This is a genomic window from Ancylobacter sp., from assembly GCF_965249975.1.
GTDB lineage: Bacteria > Pseudomonadota > Alphaproteobacteria > Rhizobiales > Xanthobacteraceae > Ancylobacter.
Genome location: NZ_CBDFNE010000009.1, coordinates 96,984 through 118,835, shown reverse-complemented (window position 1 = coordinate 118,835; position 21,852 = coordinate 96,984). Strand labels below are relative to the sequence as shown.

Here is a 21,852-nt window from a genome sequence, read left to right as displayed (position 1 = left end):
TAAACCCACACCGGGCCGCGTCGGGGAACCCTCGGCGTCCTCGCGCCTTAAGCCTGCCGTATCGGCGTTCGAGCCTGCGCCTGCCCGCCACTGGAGTCCGCCCATGACCTCGTCCGATGCCCGCCCCGCCCCGGCCGCCCCCCGCCGCCGGTGGCTGATCGCGCTGCCCTTCGCCGCGCTGGTGCTGCTGGGCATTGGCTGGTCCTTCTTCTGGCAATGGGGCGCCGGCCGGGCGGACGCGGAAATCGACGCCTGGATCGCCCGCGAGGCGACGGAAGGGCGGAACTGGGCCTGCGCCAGCCGCGAATTCGGCGGCTTTCCCTTCCGCTTCGAGCTGATCTGCAACGCGCCCACCGTCACCTTCACCGGCCCCGAGCCGTGGACCGCGCGCATGACCCGCGCCCATGCGGTGGCGCAGGTGTGGAACCCCCAGCACATCATCGCCGAGTTCGAGGGGCCGTCCGTGCTGACGCAGGGCACCACCGGGCGCGAGATCACCGCCAGCTGGTCGCTCCTGCAGGTGAGCGGCGTGGGTCGTGATGGCCGCGCCGAGCGTGTCTCCATCTCGGCCAAAGATTATTCGCTCGCCGAGGGCGGAACGACCGTGTTCTCCGCCCGCCATGCCGAGCTGCATGTGCGCCACCATCCCGGCGAGGCGGCCGGGACGCTCGACATCGCGCTCGGCTTTACCGGCGCCAGCGGCATGGCGCTGAGCGCCACGCCCCGCACCGCCGGCGTCGCTGCCGCCCAGGCGGCGGCGCAGGCGGCGAAGTCGGTCGATGGCGAAATGCAGGCGAGCGTGACGCAGGTGCCGCCCTTCCGTTCCATGCCCGCCGCCGAGCGGCTGGCGCTGTGGCAGCAGGCCGGCGGCCGTGTGCAGCTGCAACTGGCCCGCATCACCGGCGGCGGCGGGGCGCTGAGCGCCTCCGGTGAACTGGGGCTCGATGCCCAGCGTCGCCCGGACGGGCGGATCGATCTCGCCGTGGTGAAGGCGCAGCCCTTGTTCGCGGCGATGGCGGCGGCGGGGCTGCTGCCGGATTTCCTCGCCAATCTCGCGCCTGCGATGATGATGGCGGGGATGCCGACCACGGTTGACGGGCAGAAGGCGAGTTCCTTCCCGTTCGTGTTCCGCAACGGGCAGGTGGTGCTCGGCGTGCTGCCGCTGGGCAAGATCGGCCCGCTGTACTGAGCCACGCCCCGCGTCCTCAATCGGGGGCATACGTCATCCTGAGGCGCCGCCGAAGGCGGCCTCGAAGGATGATTTCCGCGCACCTTCTACCCATCCTTCGAGGCCCGGCCGTTGGCCGGGCACCTCAGGATGACGTTGATGCCCGATCGAGGCGCCTCACAGCGCGAAGATGCTCGCCCCCGTGTCCGCCGTGCCGACCGAGGCCCGGAAGGCGGCGAACAATTCGCGCCCGACGCCGACATGGGAGGGGGCGAGATTGGCCGGAGCCGGCGCGCGCTCCGCCCATGTTTCCGGCTCCACCAGCATGGTGAGCGTGCCGGCCACCGCGTCGAGGCGGATCAGGTCGCCATCGCGGATCAGGGCGATGGCGCCACCATCGGCGGCTTCCGGGGTGACATGGATCGCCGCCGGCACCTTGCCAGAGGCGCCGGAAAGCCGCCCATCGGTGACGAGCGCCACCTTGTGCCCGCGATCCTGCAGCACGCCGAGCGGCGGCATCAGCTTGTGCAGTTCCGGCATGCCATTGGCCTTCGGTCCCTGGAAGCGAACCACGGCGATGAAGTCGCCGGTGAGCGACCCGGCCTTGAAGGCGGCCTGAAGTTCCTCCTGGCTGTGGAAGACCCGAGCCGGCGCTTCGATGATGTGGCGTTCGGCAGCGATGGCGGAAGTCTTGATCACCGCCTTGCCGAGCTCGCCGGACAGCAGCTTGAGCCCGCCCGTGGGCTGGAAGGGCTCCCCGGCCCCGCGCAGCACGGCCGTGTCGCCGCTCGCCTCGGCGCCCTCGCGCCAGCCGAGCGTGCCGTCCTCGCGCAGCACCGGCTCCTGCGTATAGGCGCCGAGCCCACCGCCCCACACGGTTTCCACATCCGCGTGCAGCTTGCCGTTGGCGAGCAGTTCGCGGATGACGAAGCCCATGCCGCCGGCGGCGTGGAAATGGTTCACATCCGCCTTGCCGTTGGGATAGACGCGGCAGAGCAGCGGCGTCACCTCGGCGAGGTCGGAGAAGTCGTCCCAGGTGAGGGTGATGCCGCCGGCCGCCGCCATGGCGACGATGTGCAGCGTGTGGTTGGTTGAACCGCCGGTGGCGTGCAGGCCGACAATGCCGTTGACGAAGGCCTTCTCGTCCAGCATGCGGCCGACCGGGACATAATCATTGCCGAGCGCGGTCATCGCCATGGCGCGCTCCGCCGCCGCCGTGGTCAGCGCCTCGCGCAGCGGCGTGTTCGGGTTGACGAAGGAGGCGCCGGGCAGATGCAGGCCCATGATCTCCATCATCATCTGGTTGGTGTTGGCGGTGCCGTAGAAGGTGCAGGTGCCCGGCCCGTGATAGGACTGGCTTTCCGCCTCCATCAGCGCGTCGCGCCCGACCTTTCCTTCGGCGAAGAGCTGGCGGATCTTCGCCTTCTCGTCATTGGGCAGGCCCGACGTCATCGGCCCGGCGGGAATGAACACCGCCGGCAGATGGCCGAAGGCCAGCGCGCCGATGACGAGGCCGGGCACGATCTTGTCGCAGATGCCGAGGAACACGGCGGCGTCGAAGGTCTGATGCGAGAGAGCGACGGCGGTGGAGAGCGCGATCACGTCGCGCGAGAACAGCGACAATTCCATGCCGGCCTCGCCCTGGGTGACGCCGTCGCACATGGCGGGCACGCCGCCCGCCACCTGCGCCGTGCCGCCGGCGCGGCGGGCGGCGGCGCGGATCAGCGCCGGATAGGTCTCATAGGGCTGGTGGGCGGAGAGCATGTCGTTATAGGCGGTGACGATGCCTAGATTGGCGCCGGTGCCTTCGCGCAGCATGGCCTTGTCCGAGGGGCCGCAGGCGGCGAAGCCGTGCGCCTGGTTGGCGCAGCCCAGCTTCGCCCGGCTCGGCCCGCGCTGGGCGGCCTCTGCGATCCGTTCGAGATAGCGCGCACGGGCGTCGCGCGAGCGCGTGGCGATGCGCGCGGTGACCTCGCCGATGCGGGCATTCACATGGGACGGAATGGCAGTGGCCATGCGGCTCTCCTCAGGGTCGTCGGCGGCCGGCAGGTCCGGCCGGTCTTCGGTGGCGGCGGCCCGGGCGGGCCGCCGGAACGTGTGCCCGGGCTTACGGGCACCAGAAGATGTCGAGCGCGGGCTTCGCCCGCAGCACGGCGCGGATCGGCATCTCGGTCGCCGGGCCGTCGCCGAGCGCCTTTTCCAGCACCGGCTTCTTCGCCTCGCCCTCGATATGCAGAGCGAGCGCGTCGGCGGCGAGCAGCACCGGCAAGGTGAGGGTGATGCGCGGCTCGCCGGCATCGGGCGCGCGCATGGGGATGAGGCCGAGCGGCGCGTCGGGGTCGATGGCCTCGTTGAGATGGTCGCCGCCGGGGAAGAAGGAGGCGGTGTGGCCGTCGTCGCCCATGCCGAGAATGGCGCAGGCGAGCGGCCAGGAGATATCTTCCAGCGCCTCGTTGACGGCGAACAGGCCGTCCTCCGGCGTCGGCGCGTCATTTGCGAGCGGCACGAACTTGGCGGCGGCCGCCTTGTTCTGGAGGAGATGCTGGCGCACCAACCTTGCATTGGAGCGGTCGGAAGTCTCGCGCACCCAGCGCTCATCGACCAGGGTGACGGCGATCTTGTCCCAGGGCAGGTCGCGGGTGGAGAGTTCCTCGAAGAAGCGGGTGGGCGTGCGCCCGCCGGAGACGGCGAGGCTGGCCATGCCGCTGCGGGCGACGCGGGCGGCGAGCGCCGCGCTGGCGAAATCGGCGACCGCGCGCGCCACCTCGGCGCTGTCCTTCAACTCGTGCAGTTCCGGCATGCCCGGCAGTCTCCCTCTCGTGCCGGCCTGCGGCCGGCGCCTCTACGGATCGCGGCGCCCGAGGCGCCTGCGCTCAGTATAGGGCAGTTGTGCGACGACCGGAGGCCGGCCGCCGCACGTCTGGTTGAGCGCCCACGTGTCCCGGCGGGGCGCGGTGGTCATGGCTGGCGCCGCTCGGGCGCCGTCTTCCAGCCCAAGGCGCCGCTCAGGCGCCGTCTTCCAACCACGTGCGGCCGTCGCGCTCGATGAGGGCGATGGCGGCCGAGGGGCCCCAGGTGCCGGCGGTGTAGGGGCGCGGCGGCTCCTTGGCGTTGCGCCAGGCTTCCAGGATCGGATCGACCCATTTCCACGCCGCCTCGACCTCGTCGCGGCGCATGAACAGGGTCTGGTTGCCGCGCACTACATCGAGGATCAGCCGCTCATAGGCGTCCGGGTTGCGGACCTTGAACGCCTTGGCGAAGCTCATGTCGAGCGGCACATGGGTGAGGCGGATGCCGCCGGGGCCGGGGTCCTTGATCATCAGCCACAGCTTCACGCCCTCATCCGGCTGCAGGCGGATAACGAGGCGGTTGGATTCGATGGGGCCGACATTGGCGTCGAACACCGAGTGCGGCACCGGCTTGAAGCCGACCACGATCTCCGAGACGCGCGAGGCGAGGCGCTTGCCGGTGCGCAGGTAGAACGGCACGCCGGCCCAGCGCCAGTTCTCCACCTCCGCCTTCACGGCGACGAAGGTCTCGGTGCTGCTGGTGGACGAGCCGAGCTCGTCGAGATAGCCGGGCACCGCACCGCCCGCCGAGGCGCCGGCGCGGTACTGGCCACGCACGGTGACGGCGGCCATGTTCTGGTCGTCGATGGGTTTGAGCGCGCGCAGAACCTTGAGCTTCTCGTCGCGCACCGCGTCGGCGTCGAGCGAGGCGGGCGGTTCCATGGCGACGAGGCAGAGCAGCTGCAGGATATGGTTCTGCACCATGTCGCGCATGGCGCCAGCGGTGTCGTAATAGCCCGCGCGCTCCTCCACACCCAGCGCCTCGGCGACCGTGATCTGCACATGGTCGATATGGGCGTTGTTCCACAGCGGCTCGAACAGGGCGTTGGCGAAGCGCAGCGCCATCAGGTTCTGCACCGTCTCCTTTCCGAGATAGTGGTCGATGCGGTAGACGCGGTCTTCCGGGAAGATGCGGCCGACCTGCTGGTTGAGCGCCACGGCCGATTTCAGATCCTTGCCGATCGGCTTCTCGATGACGACGCGGCCCTTCTCGGCAAGACCGTATTTCCCCAGCCGCTCGCAGATCGGGCCGAAGAGATGCGGGGCGGTCGCGAGATAATAGACCGGGATATGCTCGGGGAAGGCCTCGACGCGCTGGGCCAGTTCCGACCAGCCCCCCTCGGCGTCGGCATCGGCGGCGACATAGGAAAGGCGGGCGAGGAAGCGGTCCACCTCCGGCCCTTCCAGTTCGCTGCCGGGAATGTGGTCGGTTAGCGCCTGCCGGGCGAAGGCGCGGAACTGCTCGTCGCTGAGCGCGCGGCGCGACACGCCGATAATGGTCGCGTCGTCGGGAAGCTGCCCGTCGAGATCGCGATGAAACAGGGCGGGAATCAGCTTGCGGCGCGCAAGGTCGCCCGTCGCCCCGAAGACGGTGAGGGTGAAGGGCGCCACCGGAATTACGCGGCTTGTCATATGGACTGTGTCTCCATGGCGTCCCGCGGTGGGACGGGAGGTGGGTCGGTCCGTCTCGTGCCCCTGGGGGCGGGGAGTCGTTTCACGCGACTCCTAGCAAAAACGATTCCGCGCCGCGACCGGCGCGGGTGGCCTGTTGCGGTCGTGGCACAGGAGCGGGGGAGGCGCCGATTCAGTGGTGGCCCTCCTTCCGGCCTGTGCGGAAGTCGTGTTGCAACGCAACAATATGGCGAGAAAGTGGGCAAGTTCGGGGCGAAATTGGGCGGAAGGCGGCTGTCCAAGTATTCGCGCGCCATGTCATCAGGACGATGGGGCGATGCCGACCTTTGCGGCGGGCGCCGGATGACTCACGCGAAGTGGGCCGGAATGGTGCTTAGGTGCTGATAAAAAAGGCTGTTCGGTCAATGGTTTGAGTAATAACGTATTCGCACGCACATTATAAAGTATGCCGTATGCCAGTTTTGGCATGCCAAATACATAATAATCGTAATACGTAATACCAGTTGACCTTGCGTTGCAACATTGAACTTTAGAATTATCGCTTGGCTTCGGCTTATTCTTGGTACAAGTTATTCCACAGAATAACCGGCGGAGAGACACAACAAAGTCCCCGGCTATCGAGATCTCGCCCCGCCAAACGGCGTGAGGCGGGGTCCAAGCAAAGAGCCGACCAATCAATGAGTCGGCCGTTCGCCAAAACCCTTTGGGAAGGAAACGCCAAATGAAACATCTGCACGCTCTCGGCCTCGGTGCCGTGACCGCTCTTGGCATGACGGCCCTGTCCATGCTGCCCGCGGCAGCCGCCTGGGAGCCCACCAAGCCGGTGGAGTTCATCGTTCCCGCCGGCACCGGCGGCGGCGCCGACCAGATGGCCCGCACGCTGCAGGGCATCATCGCCAAGCACGACCTGATGTCGACCCAGCTCGTCGTCATCAACAAGTCCGGCGGCGCCGGCGGCGAGGGCTTCCTCGACGTGAAGAGCAACAAGGGCAATCCGCACAAGATCGTCATCACGCTCTCCAACCTGTTCACCACCCCGCTCGCCACCGGCATTCCCTTCAACTGGAAGGACCTGACCCCGGTTGCGATGCTGGCGCTCGACGAATTCGTGCTGTGGGTGAACGCCCAGGAGCCCTACAAGACCGCGCAGGAATACGAGGCCGCGATCAAGGCGGCGCCGGACGGCACCTTCAAGATGGGCGGCACCGGCTCCAAGCAGGAAGACCAGATCATCACCGTCGCCATCGAGAAGGCGCTCGGCAAGAAGATGACCTACATCCCCTATAAGGGCGGCGGCGAGGTCGCGGTGCAGCTGGTCGGCGGCCACATCAATTCGAGCGTGAACAACCCGATCGAGGCCGTCTCCCAGTGGCGCGGCGACAAGCTGCGCCCGCTCTGCGTGTTCGATTCCAAGACGCTCCCCTACACCGACAAGATCCTCGGCGATCTGTCCTGGTCCTCGGTCCCGACCTGCAAGTCGGCCGGCCTCGACGTCGAATATCTCATGCTGCGCGGCATCTTCATGCCCCCGGGCGTGAGCCAGGAGCAGGTGGCCTACTTCGTCGATCTGTTCAAGAAGGTGCGCGAGACCCCCGAGTGGCAGCAGCTCATGAAGGACGGCGCGTTCAATCAGACCTTCATGGCCGGCGACGAGTTCAAGGCGTGGCTCGACCAGTCCGAGAAGACGCATAAGGACCTGATGACGGCGGCTGGCTTCATCGCCGGCAACTGATGCGCCTTCTGACGGCGTAGCCCCGAGCACGGCCGACCCCCTAAGGGCGATCCCTAAGAGCGATCCTCACGGGCCGGCCGCGCGATCCTCGACCGGATCGCGGCATGCGCGGCGGGAAAGCGGAGACGGCTCCTCGTCTCCGCCGGGCCGCACCCCGGCCGGGACACAACAACAATCATTCAGCGGGCTGGCGCCAGTGTGCCGTCGACGGGCCTTGTCCCGCCGGCCCGGCTTTTGCGCGGATTTTCGGAGACATCTCGATGGAACAGTCTCACCACGGAGCCGAGTCGGGGCCCAAGCAACGCGCCGTAGAAGTCGGCACGGCGCTGCTGACCCTGGTCTTCGGCCTCATCGTTCTCTACGGCAGCGTGATCGTCGGCTTCGGGTGGGGTTCCGACGGCCCGCAGGCCGGCTTCTTCCCCTTCTATGTCGGGCTCATCATCTGCGTGTGCAGCATCATCAACATGGTGTCCGGCCTGCGCGAAGATCCCGACGCGCTCTTCGCCGAGAACCAGCAGCTCGTGCAGGTGCTGAAGGTCCTCATTCCCGCCTGCATCTATGTGGCGCTGGTGCCCTTCCTCGGGATCTACCTTCCCTCGGTGGCGCTCATCGTCCTCTTCATGGTTTGGCTCGGCCATTATGGCTGGCCGCTCTCCCTGGCCGTCGCCCTCGGCGTCCCGGCCTTCTTCTACATCACGCTCGAACGGTGGTTCATGATCCCCCTCCCGAAGGGGCCGATCGAGGCCATGCTCGGTCTCTGATCCGGACAGACAAGAAGGCCACCCAAGGGGATAGCGCCCATGAACATGATTGCTGAGAATTTCACCTTCCTCTACCACGGCTTCGGCATCGCCTCCGATCCGTTCAACATCCTTTTGATGGCCATCGGCATTCTGCTGGGCGTCATCATCGGCGTGCTGCCGGGCCTCGGCGGCGCCAACGGCGTCGCCATCCTGCTGCCGCTCACCTTCTCCATGTCGCCGACCTCGGCGATTATCCTGCTGACCTGCATCTACTGGGGCGCGCTGTTCGGCGGCGCCATCACCTCCGTGCTGTTCAACATCCCGGGCGAGCCCTGGTCGGTGGCAACGACGTTCGACGGCCATCCCATGGCGCGGTCGGGGCGGGCCGGCGAGGCGCTGACGGCGGCGTTCACCTCCTCCTTCGTCGGTGCGTTCTTCGCGATCGTCATGATCACGCTGATCGCCCCGCTGGTCGCACAATTCGCGCTGCAGTTCGGGCCGGCCGAGAAGTTCGCGGTCTACTTCCTCGCCTTCGCCTCCTTCGTCGGCATGAGCAAGGAACCGCCCGCCAAGACCATCGTCTCCATGATGATCGGCTTCGCCCTCGCGGCGGTCGGCCTCGACATGGTGACCGGCCAGCTGCGCCTGACCTTCGGCATCACCGAACTGCTCAACGGCTTTGACTTCCTCATCGCGGTCATCGGTCTGTTCGGCATCGGCGAAATCCTGCTGACGATGGAAGAAGGCCTGGAGTTCCGCGGCAAGGCGGCGAAGATCGACCCGAAGGTGGTGTGGAAGACCTGGAAGACGCTGCCGCGCTTCTGGATGACCTCGCTGCGTTCCTGCATCATCGGCTGCTGGATGGGCATCACCCCGGCGGGCGCCACCCCGGCCTCCTTCATGGCCTATGGCATCGCCAAGCGCGTGTCGAAGAACGGCAAGAACTTCGGCAACGGTGAAATCGAAGGCGTCATCGCCCCCGAGACCGCCGCGCACGCCGCCGGTACCGCCGCCATGCTGCCGATGCTGGCGCTGGGCGTTCCCGGTTCGCCGACCGCCGCGGTTCTGCTCGGCGGCCTGCTGATCTGGGGTCTCCAGCCCGGCCCGATGCTCTTCGTCGAGCAGGCCGAATTCGTGTGGGGCCTCATCGCCTCCATGTATCTCGGCAACATCGTCGGCCTCATCCTCGTGCTGACCACGGTGCCGCTGTTCGCCTCGATCCTGCGCATCCCCTTCTCGATCATCGCTCCGGTGATCCTGGTGATTTGCGCCATCGGTGCCTACACGGTGAACAACAACGTGTTCGACGTGATCATGATGATGGTGTTCGGTGTCCTCGGCTACCTCTTGAAGAAGACGAACTACCCGCTGGCGCCGCTGGTGCTGGCCATCGTGCTCGGCGACAGTGCCGAGGAAGCCTTCCGCCAGGCCCTGCTGTCCTCTGGTGGTGCCGTCTCGGTGTTCTGGTCAAACGGCCTGGTGTCCTCGATCATGGGTCTCGGCCTCGTCGCCGGCCTGTGGCCGCTGATCGGCCTGGCGTTCAGCAAGCTGCGCGGCAACTCCGCCCAGCCGGCCTGAGCCCGGTAATCAACGGACCCGCCGCGCGGCAGCGTGCGGCGGGTTCAGCCGCGAGAAGGGTGACGTATTGTCATCCGCCTCGGGCGCCCAGGCGAAGGGCGGGGCCAATCGCTCTTCCGCCGAATCCCTCGCCCCCGGAGAGGGAAATCGGGCCATCAACGGTCGCGGGATATTCCGGCGCCCGAGCCACGCAGCAGAAGGTGGCCGGCGGATGGAAGCGCGAACCGACGTTTCGGGGGGACGGGAGGCAACGCCAATGATCTACGCCGATACGGAGCTTCATCGCCGATGCCCAGGGCCGACGCCCGGGCGCAGGCAGGGGATGGAAGCCTCATGATGAGCGTCGAGAGCACGATCCGCCGGGTCAATGGAGGAGCGGCCAAGCTCTCCGTGGCGCCGCTCGAAGACACCTCCACCTTCAAGAACCGCGCTTATACCGCGTTGAAGGAGGTGATCGTCTCGCTCAACATCTACGACCAGGCCGGCGAGGTGCGCCTCGACGAGCGCCAGCTGGCGCAGAGCCTCGGGGTCAGCCGCACCCCGGTGCGCGAGGCGATGGCTCAGCTGGAACGCGAGGGCTTCGTGCATTCCGTGCCCCGGCGCGGCATCTATGTGGTGCGCAAGACGCGCCGCGAAGTCATCGAGATGATCCAGGTCTGGGCGGCGCTCGAAAGCCTCGCCGCGCGGCTGATCACGGTCCATGCCAGCGACGAGGAGATCGGCCGGCTGCGGCAGATGTTCGCCTCCTTCGACGAGGCCGGCGGCCCGCATGCCAAGCTGGACGAATATTCGGAGGTGAACATCCAGTTTCACCAGACGATCATCGCCATGGGCGGCAACGGCATTCTGGTCAATCTGGCGGAAAACCTGTTCACCCATATGCGGATGATACGTCGCAAGACCATCGGCGAGGAGAACCGGGCCGACCGCTCGATCCAGGACCATCTCGCCATCATCCAGGCGCTGGAAGCGCGCGACACCGACGCGGCCGAGGTGCTGGTGCGCAACCACGCGCTGGGCCTCGCCGACCACGTCGCGCGCTACGCCGACTATCTCGAATAGGGGCCGCGCCACGGCGGCGGCGCCCGATCCCACACTCCGACCCGGCGGGTTCCTCGACCCCGCCGGGCTTTTTTGCCTGGGGGGCGGCGAGGTGTGGCGCGGCTGCACCGGCGTCGCGCCTTCGGTCGCGCGCGGCAGACCGGCCGTTGCGCCCTTGCGGTGATTGGGTTACCCACGCTTCAGGTCCACCCTCGGGCCCCATCCCATCGCCGTACCGACCGACCCGCCGCGGAGGAGCCGCCCTTCATGCTGCGCTCGCTGACCGATTTCATCGCCGAGATTGCCGGGGGCGGTCGCGAGACCTCCGCCTTTGCCGAGAATGACTACCGGCTGGCAGCGGCGGCGCTGCTGGTGCATGTCGTCACCATTGATGGCGTGATCGGCGCCGACGAGATGGACAAGCTGCGCCGCCTGCTCGCGGCGCGCTTCACCCTTTCCGAGGATGACGCGGAAAAGCTGCTGGAGGCCGCCATCGCCCGCGACGCCGAGGCGGTGGACCTCTACGCCTTCACCAGCGTGCTGAACCGCGCCATGGACGAAGAAGGCCGCCGGCGGGTGGTGGAGATGATGTTCGAAGTCGCCTATGCCGATGGCGGGCTGACCGAGTTCGAGGACAATCTGGTGTGGCGGGCGGCGGAACTGCTCAACGTCACCTCCCGCGATCGGGTGAACATCCGCAGGCGCGTGCGCGACGCCTTCGAGGGCTGAGGCCGGCACTCGCGGCGAGGTAGGCGAGGGCGGGGTTGAGGCGCGGCGCGAATCGTGGCGTCATCCTTGCTTGCGGGGATTCTCAGCACTCTCCGTCCCGTTCGTGCCGCACGAGATCATGGCTGTCGCAGAAACCCCGCTTCCCATCCTTATCGTGCTCCATCAGGAGCATTCCTCGCCCGGCCGCGTCGGGCGCCTTCTGGCCGAGCGCGGCCACAGGCTCGACATAAGGCGGCCCTGCCTCGGCGATGAACTGCCCGCCACGCTCGCCGGTCATGCCGGGGCGGTGGTGTTCGGCGGGCCGCAAAGCGCCAATGACTGCCATGATTATGTGCGGGCCGAGATCGACTGGATCGGCGTGCCGCTACGCGAGGGCAAGCCCTATCTCGGCATCTGCCTCGGCGCGCAGATGCTGGCGCGCCAGCTCGGGGCGCGCGTCGCCCCGCACCCGGACGGGCTGGTCGAGATCGGCTATTACCCGATCCGCGCCACCGAGGCGGGAACGCGGATGCTGCACGCGCCGCCCATGTCGACCTTGCCCGGCCCGGCCTGGCCCGACCATGTCTATCACTGGCACAGCGAGGGTTTTGAACTTCCCAGCGGGGCGGAGCTGCTGGCGAAGGGCCCGACCTTTCCCAACCAGGCCTTCCGCTACGGCCCGCGCGCCTTCGGCATCCAGTTTCACCCTGAGGTGACGCACCACATGATGTGCCGCTGGACGGTGCAGGGCGGCGAGCGGCTGGATCTGCCGGGCGCCCGCCCGCGCCGGGCGCATTTCACCGACCGGCTGCAGCATGATGCGCGGATCCGGCTCTGGCTGGAGGCGTTTCTCGGCCGCTGGCTGGGCGATGAGGACGCGCTGCCCGCCTCCGGCCATTAGGTCGCCGATCGCCAGCGGGCGGCAGCGCCGAGGAGCCAAGGCGAAAAAGGCCGCGCGGTTGCCCGCGCGGCCTTTTCTCATTCACTCTTATAACCTTGCGCAAACCGCCAGCGGACCGCTGACGGTGCGTCTCAGGCTACCTTCTTGGCGCGACCGCGCGGCTTGGCCACCGGGGCCGGCGCGGGCTTCTTGCGCTGCTGGCCGAGGCCCATCTTCTTGGCCAGATTGGAGCGCGCCTCGGCATAGCTGGGGGCGACCATGGGATAGTCGTTGGGCAGGCCCCATTTGGCGCGGTATTCTTCCGGCGTCATGTTGTACTTCGTGCGCAGATGACGCTTCAGCGACTTGAACTTCAGCCCGTCTTCCAGGCAGATGATATATTCCGGCGTCACCGACTTCTTCACCGGCACCGCAGGCTTCAGCACCTCTTCGACGACAGCCGGAGCGGGAGCGGAGAGGCGAAGCAGGGCGCCGTGGACCTTGGCGATCAGATCGGGAAGTTCGGCGGCGGGCACCGAGTTGTTGCCGACAAATGCCGCAACGACATCCGCAGTGAGGCCGAGATAATCAGCCGACACGCTTTCCTGCTCAGACATCTATTTTCTCCATTGAGACTGAGATCGATTTAACATCAAACGGGCAAACGTCAATAAGCAATTGACAAGCAAAGCGGCGTTCATGTGGCAGCTTTCTCGGCTCTAAATGAAAAATACCACGCCGAGCGTTGTGTTTTGGAGGCTTCCACTGACACACGGCTTTGCTGCGGCGGCTTCTGACCAAGTCGAACGAAGTGGCGCGCCGAAAAAGGTTTTTCGCCCGCGCCGGCCACGCCCGCCACCAAGACTAAATGGGTGCCCTTGTACTGCCGCAGCGTCACGGCGTGACGTCAGCAATGAAGGAATGTGGCTAAGAATAATCGGATCGGCACCCACAATTTCTTGATGAGGGTTGCCGCCAAGTACAATCTCTGAGCGGCCGGGGCACAGCGCACACTTACTCGAATCACTCATAGATGTGATCGAAGAAAGCCCGCTCCAGCGTCACGGCGCGACGGAAAAAGGCGGCGGCATCGGCCCGCCCGGCGTCGTCGATGACCGCGCCGACGCGGTCGAGTTCGCCGCGCAGCCAGGTGACGAAGCCACGGAAGCCCTCATTATTGTGCAGAGTGATCCATTCCGCATGCACGAAGTCCGGCGGCAGTGCTGCACCCGCCCGGTCGGCCCAGCTCAAATAGAGCCATTCGGCGACGGTGAGCACGGCGAGGCAATTTGCGTAGCCGCGGCTGGCGGCGGCATCCTTCATCAGGGTCTGGAAGCCGGCGGTGGGCGCGGTGAGCACAGGATGCGCCCGCTCCGCCTCCGGCACGCCGAGCGCGACGAAGGCGCGCTGGAAATAGGTGTTCTCGTCGCTGGTGATCATGGCCGCGAACTGGGCGAAGCGGATGCGCGAGTCGAAGCGGTCGGCGGTGGCGATGGCCATGCCAAGCAGAGCGACGAAACCGTCGATGAACTGATAGTCCTGCGCGAGGTAGCGGCGCATGACATTGGGCGCAACGGTACCGGCGAAGATCTCCCGGACGAAACGGTGCTCGACACAGGCCTGCCAGTCCTGTGCGTTCGCCTGCCGAAGTTCATCGCTGAAGCTCATCGTTTCCTCTCCGCCGTGTGTCCGTCGTCGGGAGTTTATCTAGAGCCCTTTGCAGACAAGTGAAATCATTGGCTGAGGAAGAGCGGCGCTATCCTTAACGCCCCCCAGCATGTCGCGTCGCCCGGGTAAGATGTGAGGCGGCGGGGTGGCGCTCACATGCGGACCGACTGTCCGCCATCGACCACGAGCACATGGCCGTTGACGAAGGAGGCCTCGTCCGAAGCCAGGAACACCGCGGCGGCGCCGATTTCCGGCGGATGGCCCCAGCGCCCGATAGGCACGCGGGTGTCGACGAAGGCGGAAAAGGCGGCGTCGGCGACCAGGCCGGCATTGGTCTCTGTCGCGAACATGCCGGGCGCGATGGCGTTGCTGGTGATGCCGACGCGGGCATAGTCCACCGCCAGCGCCCGCATCAGCCCGGAGAGCCCGGCCTTGGCGGCGGTGTAGACCGGGTCGTGCCGGTTGGCGATGTGCGCGGCGATGGAGGTGACGGTGATCAGCCGGCCGTGGCGGTGCGCCGCCATGTGCTCGGCCGCCTCGCGCGCCAGCAGCATCGGGCCGATGAGATCGGTGGCGATCAGCGCCGTGGCTTCACCGGCGGTGAAGTCTTTCAGCGGACGGCGGTCGCGGGCGCCGACATTGTTGACCAATATGTCGAGTCGGCCGTGTTCCGCCGCGATGCCGGCGATGGCCGCGCGCCCGGCGGCGGTGTCGGCGATATCGAACGGGGCAACACCGACCGGCCGTCCCGTGGCTGCGGCCAGAGCCTCCGCCGCCGCCCCCAGCCGCCCGGCATGGCGGCCATTGATGACGACATGCGCGCCGGCGGCGGCGAGCGCCTTCGCCATTTCGAAGCCGAGCCCGCGCCCGGCCCCGGTCACCAGCGCGACCCGCCCGTCAAGGCGGAAGGGGCGCGGCAGAGGATCGGGAGTCGAGGAGGCAGGCGGCGGTAAAATAGTCATGATGGACTCGGTTTGGGCAGGAGCGCGCAGTTTCGCCCGCCCGGCGGGCCGGCGCCACCCGCTTTCGCGATGCCCACGCCGCCGGCGTTTCGGTCCGGCCGGTCCGGGTCTCTTTCGCACCGCGCCGCGCGGTGCCAGACTGGCACCGGTTTCGCATAACCGATCGTTCCGAACGACCGATCCGCACGGGGGGACAGTGCCGATGCCGCTTATTTCCAACAGCTATGGCAAGGGCCGCGTGCGCATCATGCGCGTTGAGCGCGACAGCGCCCGCCACACGGTGCGCGAGCTGTCCGTGCAGGCGATGCTGACCGGCGACTTCGCCGCTGCCTACACGCAGGGCGACAACCGGCAGGTGATCGCCACCGATTCGATCAAGAACATCATCAACATCGTCGCCCGCGACCATGTCGGGGCGGAGAATGAGGTGTTCGCCGGCGCGCTGGCGCAGTATTTCCTCGATCGCTACCCCCATGTCGCCGGCGTCTCCATCACCGCCCACGAGACCAAATGGCGGCGGCTGGACGTGAACGGCGCGGCGCATGACCACGCCTTCGCGCTCGACGGTAATGGCCGCCCCGTCGTCCGGCTGGAGGCGACGCGTGAGGGCAGCCACCTCGCCTCTGGCGTCGAAGGCTTCACCTTCCTGAAGACCACGCAATCCGGCTGGGAGGATTACTGGTTCGACGAGGCCACGACGCTGAAGCCGACCGCCGACCGCCTGTTCGCCACCGCGATGGAGGCGCAGTGGCGCTGGAGCGGTGTGCCCGCGAGCTATGAAGCCGCCAATGCGGCGGTGCTCGACGCGGCGCTGAAGGTGTTCGCCACCACCTACAGCCCCGGCGTGCAGGCGACGCTGTACCAGATGGGCGAAGCGGTGCTCGCCGCCGTGCCCGAGGTGGCGGACATCTCCATGGCCTGCCCGAACAAGCATTACCTCCCCATCGACCTCTCGCCCTTCGGCCGTGCCTTTGACGGGCAGGTCTTCACCCCGACCGACGAGCCGCACGGCCAGATCGTCTGCACCATCGGTCGGGGCTGAGCGGGCGGGAAGGGCGGCGACGGGGATCGGCCGATGGACCTCAACACGGTTTCCGAGGTGCTGCGCCCGCGTGCACGGGCGGAGCTTCCGACCGCCGGTGCGGGCGACGCGGTGCTCGGCGGCGGCACCTGGCTGTTCTCCGAGCCGCAGCCTTCGGTGCGGCGGCTGGTCGATCTCTCCGGCTTCGGTTGGGAGCCTTTCCGCGCCGGGACGGGCGGGCTGAGCATTGCCGCGACCTGCACCATCGCCGAACTCGCCGGATTCGAGCCGCCGGCGGAGTGGCGGGCCGGTTTCCTCATCCGCGAATGCTGCCGCTCCTTCCTCGCCTCGTTCAAGATCTGGAACATGGCGACGGTGGGCGGCAATATCTGTCTTGGCCTACCGGCCGGGCCGATGATCTCGCTCGCCGTCGCGCTGGAAGGCGAAGGCGTGCTGTGGGGACCGGACGGGGCAGAGCGGCGGGTACGCATCGTCGATCTCGTGCGCGGCCCGCGCGAGGTGGCGCTGGTGCCGGGGGAGGTGCTGCGCGCGGTGGAACTGCCGGCGTGGGCGCTGCGCCGTCGGGCCGCCTTCCGCCGCGCCTCGCTCACCCCGCTCGGCCGCTCCGGCGTGCTGCTGATCGGCACACGCGCGGCGGACGGCGCCTTCGCGCTCACGGTGACGGCCTCCACAAGGCGGCCGGTGGAAATCGCCTTTCCCGCCTTGCCGGGCGCGGCGGAGCTGGCTGCGCGGCTGGCGGCGGCGATCCCGCAGGCGCTCTATTATGACGACATGCACGGGCGGCCCGACTGGCGCCGCCACATGACGCATCTTCTCGCGCAGGAAATCCGCGACGAACTGAGTGAACCGGGCGAGGGGCGCGCGTGAGGCTGACCGTCAATGGCCGTGCCGTCGAGACCGAGGCCCGGCCGGGCCAGTGCCTGCGCACCCTGCTGCGCGAAATGGGCTGGTTCGGCGTAAAGAAGGGCTGCGATGCCGGCGATTGCGGCGCCTGCACGGTGCATCTCGACGGGCGGCCGGTGCATAGCTGCGTCACCCCGGCCTTCCGTGCCGAGGGGCGGGTCGTCACCACCATCGAAGGGCTGGCGGACACGGCGGAAGGTGACGGCCTGCACCCGATGCAGGAGGCGTTCCTTGCGGCGCAGGGCTTCCAGTGCGGCTTCTGCACCGCCGGCATGGTGATGACATCGGCCGCACTCGACCAAGGCCAGAGGGCGGACCTGCCGGATGCGCTGAAGGGCAATCTGTGCCGCTGCACCGGCTATGCCGCCATCGCCGATGCGGTGGCCGGGATCGCGACAGTGGAGGCCGACGCGCGGCAGGGCCGCGTGGGCTGCTCCGTCGCCGCGCCGGCCGGGCCGGCCATCGTCACCGGCGCCGCGCGCTACACCATGGATGTGGCGCCGGAGGGCGAACTGGCGGGGCTGCTGCACATGAAGCTGCTGCGCTCGCCGCATCCGCATGCCCGCATCCGCGCCATCGACACGGCGGCGGCGCTCGCACTGCCGGGGGTAGTGGCCGTGCTGACGCATGAGGACGCGCCTTCCCGCCTGTTCTCCTCCGCCCGGCACCACCACGCCACCGACGATGCCGACGACACCCGCGTGCTCGACGATGTGGTGCGCCATATCGGCCAGCGTGTGGCGGCTGTGGTGGCGGTGAGCGAACAGGCGGCGGAGGCCGGCTGCGCGGCGCTGCGCGTGGATTACGAGCCGTTGCCGGCGGTGTTCGACCCGGAGGAGGCGATGCGCCCCGGCGCGCCGCTGGTGCATGGGGACAAGGGGCCGGACAGCCGCATCGCCGACGCTTCCCGCAACATCGTCGCCGCGCTGGCGGGGGAGGTCGGGGACATCGCCGCCGGCTTTGCGCTGGCCGATGTGATCCATGAGGCGACCTATGAGAGCCAGCGCGTCCAGCACGCGCATCTGGAAACCCATGGCTGCATCGGCTGGCGCGACAGCGAGGGCCGGCTGGTGATCCGCAGCTCCACCCAGACGCCCTTCCTCACCCGCGACGCGCTGGCGGCGCTGTACGACCTGCCGCGCGAAGGCGTGCGCGTCTTCGCCGCGCGGGTGGGCGGCGGTTTCGGCGGCAAGCAAGAAATGCTCACCGAGGACATCGTGGCGCTCGCCGTGCTGAAGACCGGGCGGCCGGTGAAGCTGGAATATACCCGCGCCGAGCAGTTCGCCGCCTCCACCAGCCGCCACCCGATGAAGGTGACGGTGAGGCTCGGTGCGACGCGGGACGGGCGGCTCACCGGCTTTTCCATGCGCATGCTGCTGAACACCGGCGCCTATGGCAACCATGCGGCGGGCGTGCTGTTCCACGGCTCGGGTGAGAGCGTCGCGCTGTATAATTGTCCGAACAAGCGGGTGGAGGGCTGGTCGGTCTACACCCATTCCCTGCCGAGTGGCGCCTTTCGCGGCTATGGGCTGAGCCAGACCATCTTCGCGGTGGAATCGGCCATGGACGAGCTGGCGCATAAGCTCGGCCTGGACCCCGTCGCGCTGCGCCGGCTGAACATGGTGCGGCCGGGCGACGCCATGGTCTCTTCTGGCGAGCCGCACCACGATGTCGAGATGGGCAGCTACGGCCTCGACCAATGCCTCGACCGGGTAGAGGCGGAACTGGCCAAGCCCTCGCCGGCGCGGCTGGGGGCGGAGTGGCTATTGGGGCGCGGCGTCGCGGCGGCGATGATCGACACCATTCCCCCGCGCGGCCATGTCGCCCAGACGCGGCTGACGTTGACGCCCGACGGCACCTATGAGCTGCGCACCGGCACGGCGGAATTCGGCAACGGCACCACCACCGTGCATGTGCAGATCGCCGCCACGCTGCTCGGCGCGCGGCCGGAACAGATAAGCGTGCGCCAGTCCGACACCGCCCATGTCGATCACGACACCGGCGCCTATGGCTCGACCGGCACGGTGGTGGCCGGAAGCGCGACGCAGGCGGCGGCGGAAAGGCTGGCGGTGGCGATCCGCGCGGCGGCGGCGGCACGGCTCGGCGTGCCGGCCGAGACCTGCCGGATCGACGGTGAGGCGGTGGTGGCGGGGGAGAGGCGGATCGCCCTTGCCGCGCTGGCGCCACTGGAGGCGGTGGGCGACGCGGCGGGCAGCCCGCGCTCGGTGGCGTTCAATGTGCAGGGCTTCGAGGTTGCGGTGCATGGACGCAGCGGCGAAATCCGCATCCTGCGCTCCGTCCATGCGGCGGATGCCGGAACGGTGGTCAACCCGATGCAGTGCCGGGGGCAGGTGGAGGGCGGCGTCGCTCAGGCGATCGGCGCCGCGCTCTATGAGCGGCTGAGGATGGACGAGGCGGGCGCGGTGACCAATGCGAGTTTTCGCGGCTATCATATCCCCGCCTTCGCCGATGTGCCGCGCACGCTGGTGTTCTTCGCCGAGACGTTTGACGCCATCGGCCCGCTGGGAGCGAAATCGATGAGCGAGAGCCCGTTCAATCCGGTGGCGGCGGCGCTCGCCAATGCGATCTTCGACGCCACTGGCGTGCGGTTGCGCGCCACGCCCTTCGTGGCGGATGAACTCTACGCGCTGCTGCCCGCCCAGGCGGCGGAAGAGGTGGCGTCATGAGTGGGAGCCTTCAATCGCGGGTGCTGCGCGGGCCGGCGGCGACGCTGGCGGGCAATCCATTCGAGCAGCCCTCGCGCGGCTGCCTCATCACCCATGACGACGCGCTCATCGTCATCGAGGATGGGCGGATCACCGCCTTCGGCCCCTATGCGGAGCTCAGCGACACGCTGCCCGAGGGCGTGGCGGTGGAGCATTATCCCGGCCATCTCCTCGTGCCCGGTTTCATCGACGCGCATGTGCATTACCCGCAGATGCAGGTGATCGGCGCCTTCGGCACGCAATTGCTGGAATGGCTGGAGACCTACACTTTCCCCGCCGAGATGAGCTTCTCCGATTCCGGCCATGCCGGGCGGGTGGCGCATCTGTTCCTGCGCGAATTGCTGCGTGCCGGTACCACCACGGCGATGGTGTATTGCACCGTGCATCCGCAATCGGTCGACGCTTTCTTCACCGAGGCAGCACGATTCGACGCGCGGATGATAGCCGGCAAAGTGCTGATGGACCGCCACGCGCCCGCCGGCCTGCTCGACACGGCCCAGCGTGGCTATGATGAGAGCCTCGCCTTGATCGAGCGCTGGCACGGGCGGGGGCGCGCCCTCTATTGCGTCACCCCGCGCTTCGCCCCGACCTCGACCGACGCCCAGCTCGATGCCGCCGGGGCGCTGCTGAAGACCCGTGACGGGCTCTTCCTGCAGACGCATCTGTGTGAGAACCTGGCCGAGATCGAATGGGTGCGCGAACTCTTCCCCGCACGCGCTTCCTATCTCGATGTCTATGCGCATGCCGGGCTGGTCGGGCCGCGCTCCATGTTCGGCCATGGCATCCATCTGCATGAGGGCGATTTCTGCACCTGCCACCAGGCGGGGGCGGCGCTGGCGCATTGCCCGACCTCAAACCTGTTTCTTGGCAGTGGCCTGTTCCGCCTGTTCGAGGCGGTGGACCCGCGCCGGCCGGTGAAGGTGGCGCTCGGTACCGATGTCGGCGGGGGCACGTCGCTGTCGCAGCTGCAGACGCTGAACGAGGCCTATAAGGTCGCGGCCATGGTCGGCCACAAGCTCGACGCGGTGCAGGGCTTCTATCTCGCGACGCTGGGCGGGGCGCGGGCTCTGGGGTTGGACGACCGGATCGGCCGGCTGGCGCCGGGGATGGAGGCCGATATCTGCGTGCTCGACCCGAAGGCCACCCCGTTCATGGCGTTCCGCGCCGGCTATTGCGCCTCGATGGAGGAATTGCTGTTTCTCCTGATGACGCTGGGCGACGACCGGGCCGTGCGCGCCACCTATGTCGCCGGCCGTCCCGTCTATGACCGCGACCGGCCGGGCGATCCGTTCCGGCCGGCGCATGGTGAGGAGCAACCGTGACGCATCCCGTCTCCCTCGACACGCTGAACACGCTCGACCGCGACGGCTTCATCGCCGCGCTGGACGGCATTTTCGAGCACGCGCCCTGGGTGGCGGAGGCCGCTTTCGCCCATGCGCCCTTCGCCACCGTGTCGGGACTTCACGAGGCGCTGATGGCGGCCGTGCGGGCGCGGCCGGAGGCGGAGCGCGTCGCCTTCGTCGCGGCGCATCCCGACCTCGCCGGCAAGGCCGCGCGGGCCGGCGACATCGCCCCCGCCTCGGTGTCGGAGCAGGCGGGGCTGGGGCTCGACCGGCTGTCGGAGGCCGAATTCGCCCGCTTCGAGCGGCTGAACAGCGCCTATCGCGCCCGCTTCGGCTTTCCCTTCGTCATCTGCGTGCGACGGCAGACCCGCGACGCGCTGCTCGACGCCTTCGAGGCGCGGCTCTTGCACAAGCGCGACGAGGAACTCGCCGCCGCCTTGGTCGAGATCGGCCATATCACCGCGCTGCGGCTGGTGGAGCGGGTGACGGGTCCCGGCCAGCCGAAAGTGCATGGCCGGCTCTCCACCCATGTGCTCGACACCCATAGAGGCGGGCCAGCGCAGGGCGTGCGGGTGGAGCTCTACGAGGTGGGGGCGAGCGCGCGGGCGCTTCTCACCGAGGCGGTGACCAATGCGGACGGGCGCACCGACGCGCCACTGCTCTCCGGCGCGCCGCTGCGGGCGGGGCGCTATGAGCTGGTGTTCCATGTCGGCGCCTATTTCACCGCGCGCGGGCTCGATCTGCCCGGCCCGGCCTTTCTCGACACGGTGCCGCTCCGCTTCGGTATCGCCGAGCCGGAGGGGCATTATCATGTGCCGCTTGTGGTGACGCCGTGGAGCTATTCCACCTATCGCGGCAGCTGAGGGGCGGGCCCGCG

At 68.2% G+C, this 21,852-nt stretch carries 18 protein-coding genes; 12 read left to right on the top strand and 6 right to left on the bottom strand.

Annotated elements, in window-relative coordinates:
- Positions 1-103: 103 nt before the first annotated feature.
- Positions 104-1,189, top strand: coding sequence for a DUF2125 domain-containing protein (locus tag ACP2AH_RS10090; RefSeq protein ID WP_425105677.1), 1,086 nt, complete (start codon positions 104-106; stop codon positions 1,187-1,189).
- A 156-nt stretch (positions 1,190-1,345) separates the two neighbouring features.
- Here ACP2AH_RS10090 and edd read toward each other — a convergent pair whose 3' ends face one another.
- The 3 genes from edd to zwf all read right to left on the bottom strand — a co-directional run bounded on the left by edd (position 1,346) and on the right by zwf (position 5,649).
- Positions 1,346-3,184, bottom strand: coding sequence for a phosphogluconate dehydratase (edd, locus tag ACP2AH_RS10085; RefSeq protein WP_425105676.1), 1,839 nt, complete (start codon positions 3,182-3,184; stop codon positions 1,346-1,348).
- A 91-nt stretch (positions 3,185-3,275) separates the two neighbouring features.
- Positions 3,276-3,968 (bottom strand): 6-phosphogluconolactonase, encoded by a 693-nt coding sequence (gene pgl / locus ACP2AH_RS10080; protein ID WP_425105675.1) that lies wholly within the window; start codon positions 3,966-3,968, stop codon positions 3,276-3,278.
- 205 nt (positions 3,969-4,173) lie between these two features.
- Complete coding sequence (gene zwf / locus ACP2AH_RS10075) at positions 4,174-5,649, bottom strand: glucose-6-phosphate dehydrogenase (RefSeq protein WP_425105674.1); 1,476 nt, start codon at positions 5,647-5,649, stop codon at positions 4,174-4,176.
- A gap of 721 nt (positions 5,650-6,370) precedes the next feature.
- Between zwf and ACP2AH_RS10070 the strand changes: the two genes are divergently transcribed.
- From ACP2AH_RS10070 to ACP2AH_RS10045, 6 genes are all read left to right on the top strand, one after another.
- Positions 6,371-7,381, top strand: coding sequence for a Bug family tripartite tricarboxylate transporter substrate binding protein (locus ACP2AH_RS10070; protein ID WP_425105673.1), 1,011 nt, complete (start codon positions 6,371-6,373; stop codon positions 7,379-7,381).
- A 260-nt stretch (positions 7,382-7,641) separates the two neighbouring features.
- The gene (locus ACP2AH_RS10065; protein ID WP_425105672.1) at positions 7,642-8,142 is read left to right on the top strand and encodes a tripartite tricarboxylate transporter TctB family protein; all 501 of its coding nucleotides are present in this window, start codon (positions 7,642-7,644) and stop codon (positions 8,140-8,142) included.
- Between the two features lie 45 nt (positions 8,143-8,187).
- Complete coding sequence (locus tag ACP2AH_RS10060) at positions 8,188-9,702, top strand: tripartite tricarboxylate transporter permease (RefSeq protein ID WP_425105688.1); 1,515 nt, start codon at positions 8,188-8,190, stop codon at positions 9,700-9,702.
- Positions 9,703-10,035: 333 nt separating this feature from the next.
- Positions 10,036-10,764, top strand: coding sequence for a GntR family transcriptional regulator (locus tag ACP2AH_RS10055; protein ID WP_370874165.1), 729 nt, complete (start codon positions 10,036-10,038; stop codon positions 10,762-10,764).
- Between the two features lie 246 nt (positions 10,765-11,010).
- Positions 11,011-11,472 carry a TerB family tellurite resistance protein gene (locus ACP2AH_RS10050; protein WP_425105671.1) on the top strand — a complete coding sequence of 154 codons (462 nt, stop codon included), beginning with the start codon at positions 11,011-11,013 and terminating at the stop codon, positions 11,470-11,472.
- 118 nt (positions 11,473-11,590) lie between these two features.
- Positions 11,591-12,352: a glutamine amidotransferase gene (locus ACP2AH_RS10045; protein ID WP_425105670.1), complete on the top strand. Its 762-nt coding sequence runs from the start codon at positions 11,591-11,593 to the stop codon at positions 12,350-12,352.
- Positions 12,353-12,483: 131 nt separating this feature from the next.
- Here ACP2AH_RS10045 and ACP2AH_RS10040 read toward each other — a convergent pair whose 3' ends face one another.
- The 3 genes from ACP2AH_RS10040 to ACP2AH_RS10030 all read right to left on the bottom strand — a co-directional run bounded on the left by ACP2AH_RS10040 (position 12,484) and on the right by ACP2AH_RS10030 (position 14,961).
- Complete coding sequence (locus ACP2AH_RS10040; protein WP_421699295.1) at positions 12,484-12,948, bottom strand: MucR family transcriptional regulator; 465 nt, start codon at positions 12,946-12,948, stop codon at positions 12,484-12,486.
- A gap of 406 nt (positions 12,949-13,354) precedes the next feature.
- Complete coding sequence (locus ACP2AH_RS10035) at positions 13,355-13,999, bottom strand: TenA family protein (protein WP_425105669.1); 645 nt, start codon at positions 13,997-13,999, stop codon at positions 13,355-13,357.
- Positions 14,000-14,151: 152 nt separating this feature from the next.
- The gene (locus ACP2AH_RS10030; protein ID WP_425105668.1) at positions 14,152-14,961 is read right to left on the bottom strand and encodes an SDR family oxidoreductase; all 810 of its coding nucleotides are present in this window, start codon (positions 14,959-14,961) and stop codon (positions 14,152-14,154) included.
- Between the two features lie 202 nt (positions 14,962-15,163).
- On the opposite strand from ACP2AH_RS10030, the gene pucL reads away from it, so the two are divergent.
- From pucL to uraD, 5 genes are read left to right on the top strand one after another with little or no spacing between them, the layout of a single operon-like run.
- A complete protein-coding gene (gene pucL / locus ACP2AH_RS10025; RefSeq protein WP_425105667.1) occupies positions 15,164-16,003 on the top strand; it encodes a factor-independent urate hydroxylase in 840 nt (279 codons plus the stop codon).
- A 33-nt stretch (positions 16,004-16,036) separates the two neighbouring features.
- Positions 16,037-16,870 (top strand): FAD binding domain-containing protein, encoded by an 834-nt coding sequence (locus ACP2AH_RS10020; RefSeq protein ID WP_425105666.1) that lies wholly within the window; start codon positions 16,037-16,039, stop codon positions 16,868-16,870.
- Positions 16,867-19,593 carry a molybdopterin-dependent oxidoreductase gene (locus ACP2AH_RS10015; protein ID WP_425105665.1) on the top strand — a complete coding sequence of 909 codons (2,727 nt, stop codon included), beginning with the start codon at positions 16,867-16,869 and terminating at the stop codon, positions 19,591-19,593. Before ACP2AH_RS10020 ends, ACP2AH_RS10015 begins: the two co-directional genes overlap by 4 nt.
- Entirely contained in the window at positions 19,590-20,954 is a 1,365-nt protein-coding gene (gene guaD / locus ACP2AH_RS10010; protein WP_425105664.1) for a guanine deaminase, read from the top strand. Before ACP2AH_RS10015 ends, guaD begins: the two co-directional genes overlap by 4 nt.
- A complete protein-coding gene (uraD, locus tag ACP2AH_RS10005; RefSeq protein ID WP_425105663.1) occupies positions 20,951-21,838 on the top strand; it encodes a 2-oxo-4-hydroxy-4-carboxy-5-ureidoimidazoline decarboxylase in 888 nt (295 codons plus the stop codon). The genes guaD and uraD overlap by 4 nt, the downstream gene beginning before the upstream one ends.
- Positions 21,839-21,852: the final 14 nt, after the last annotated feature.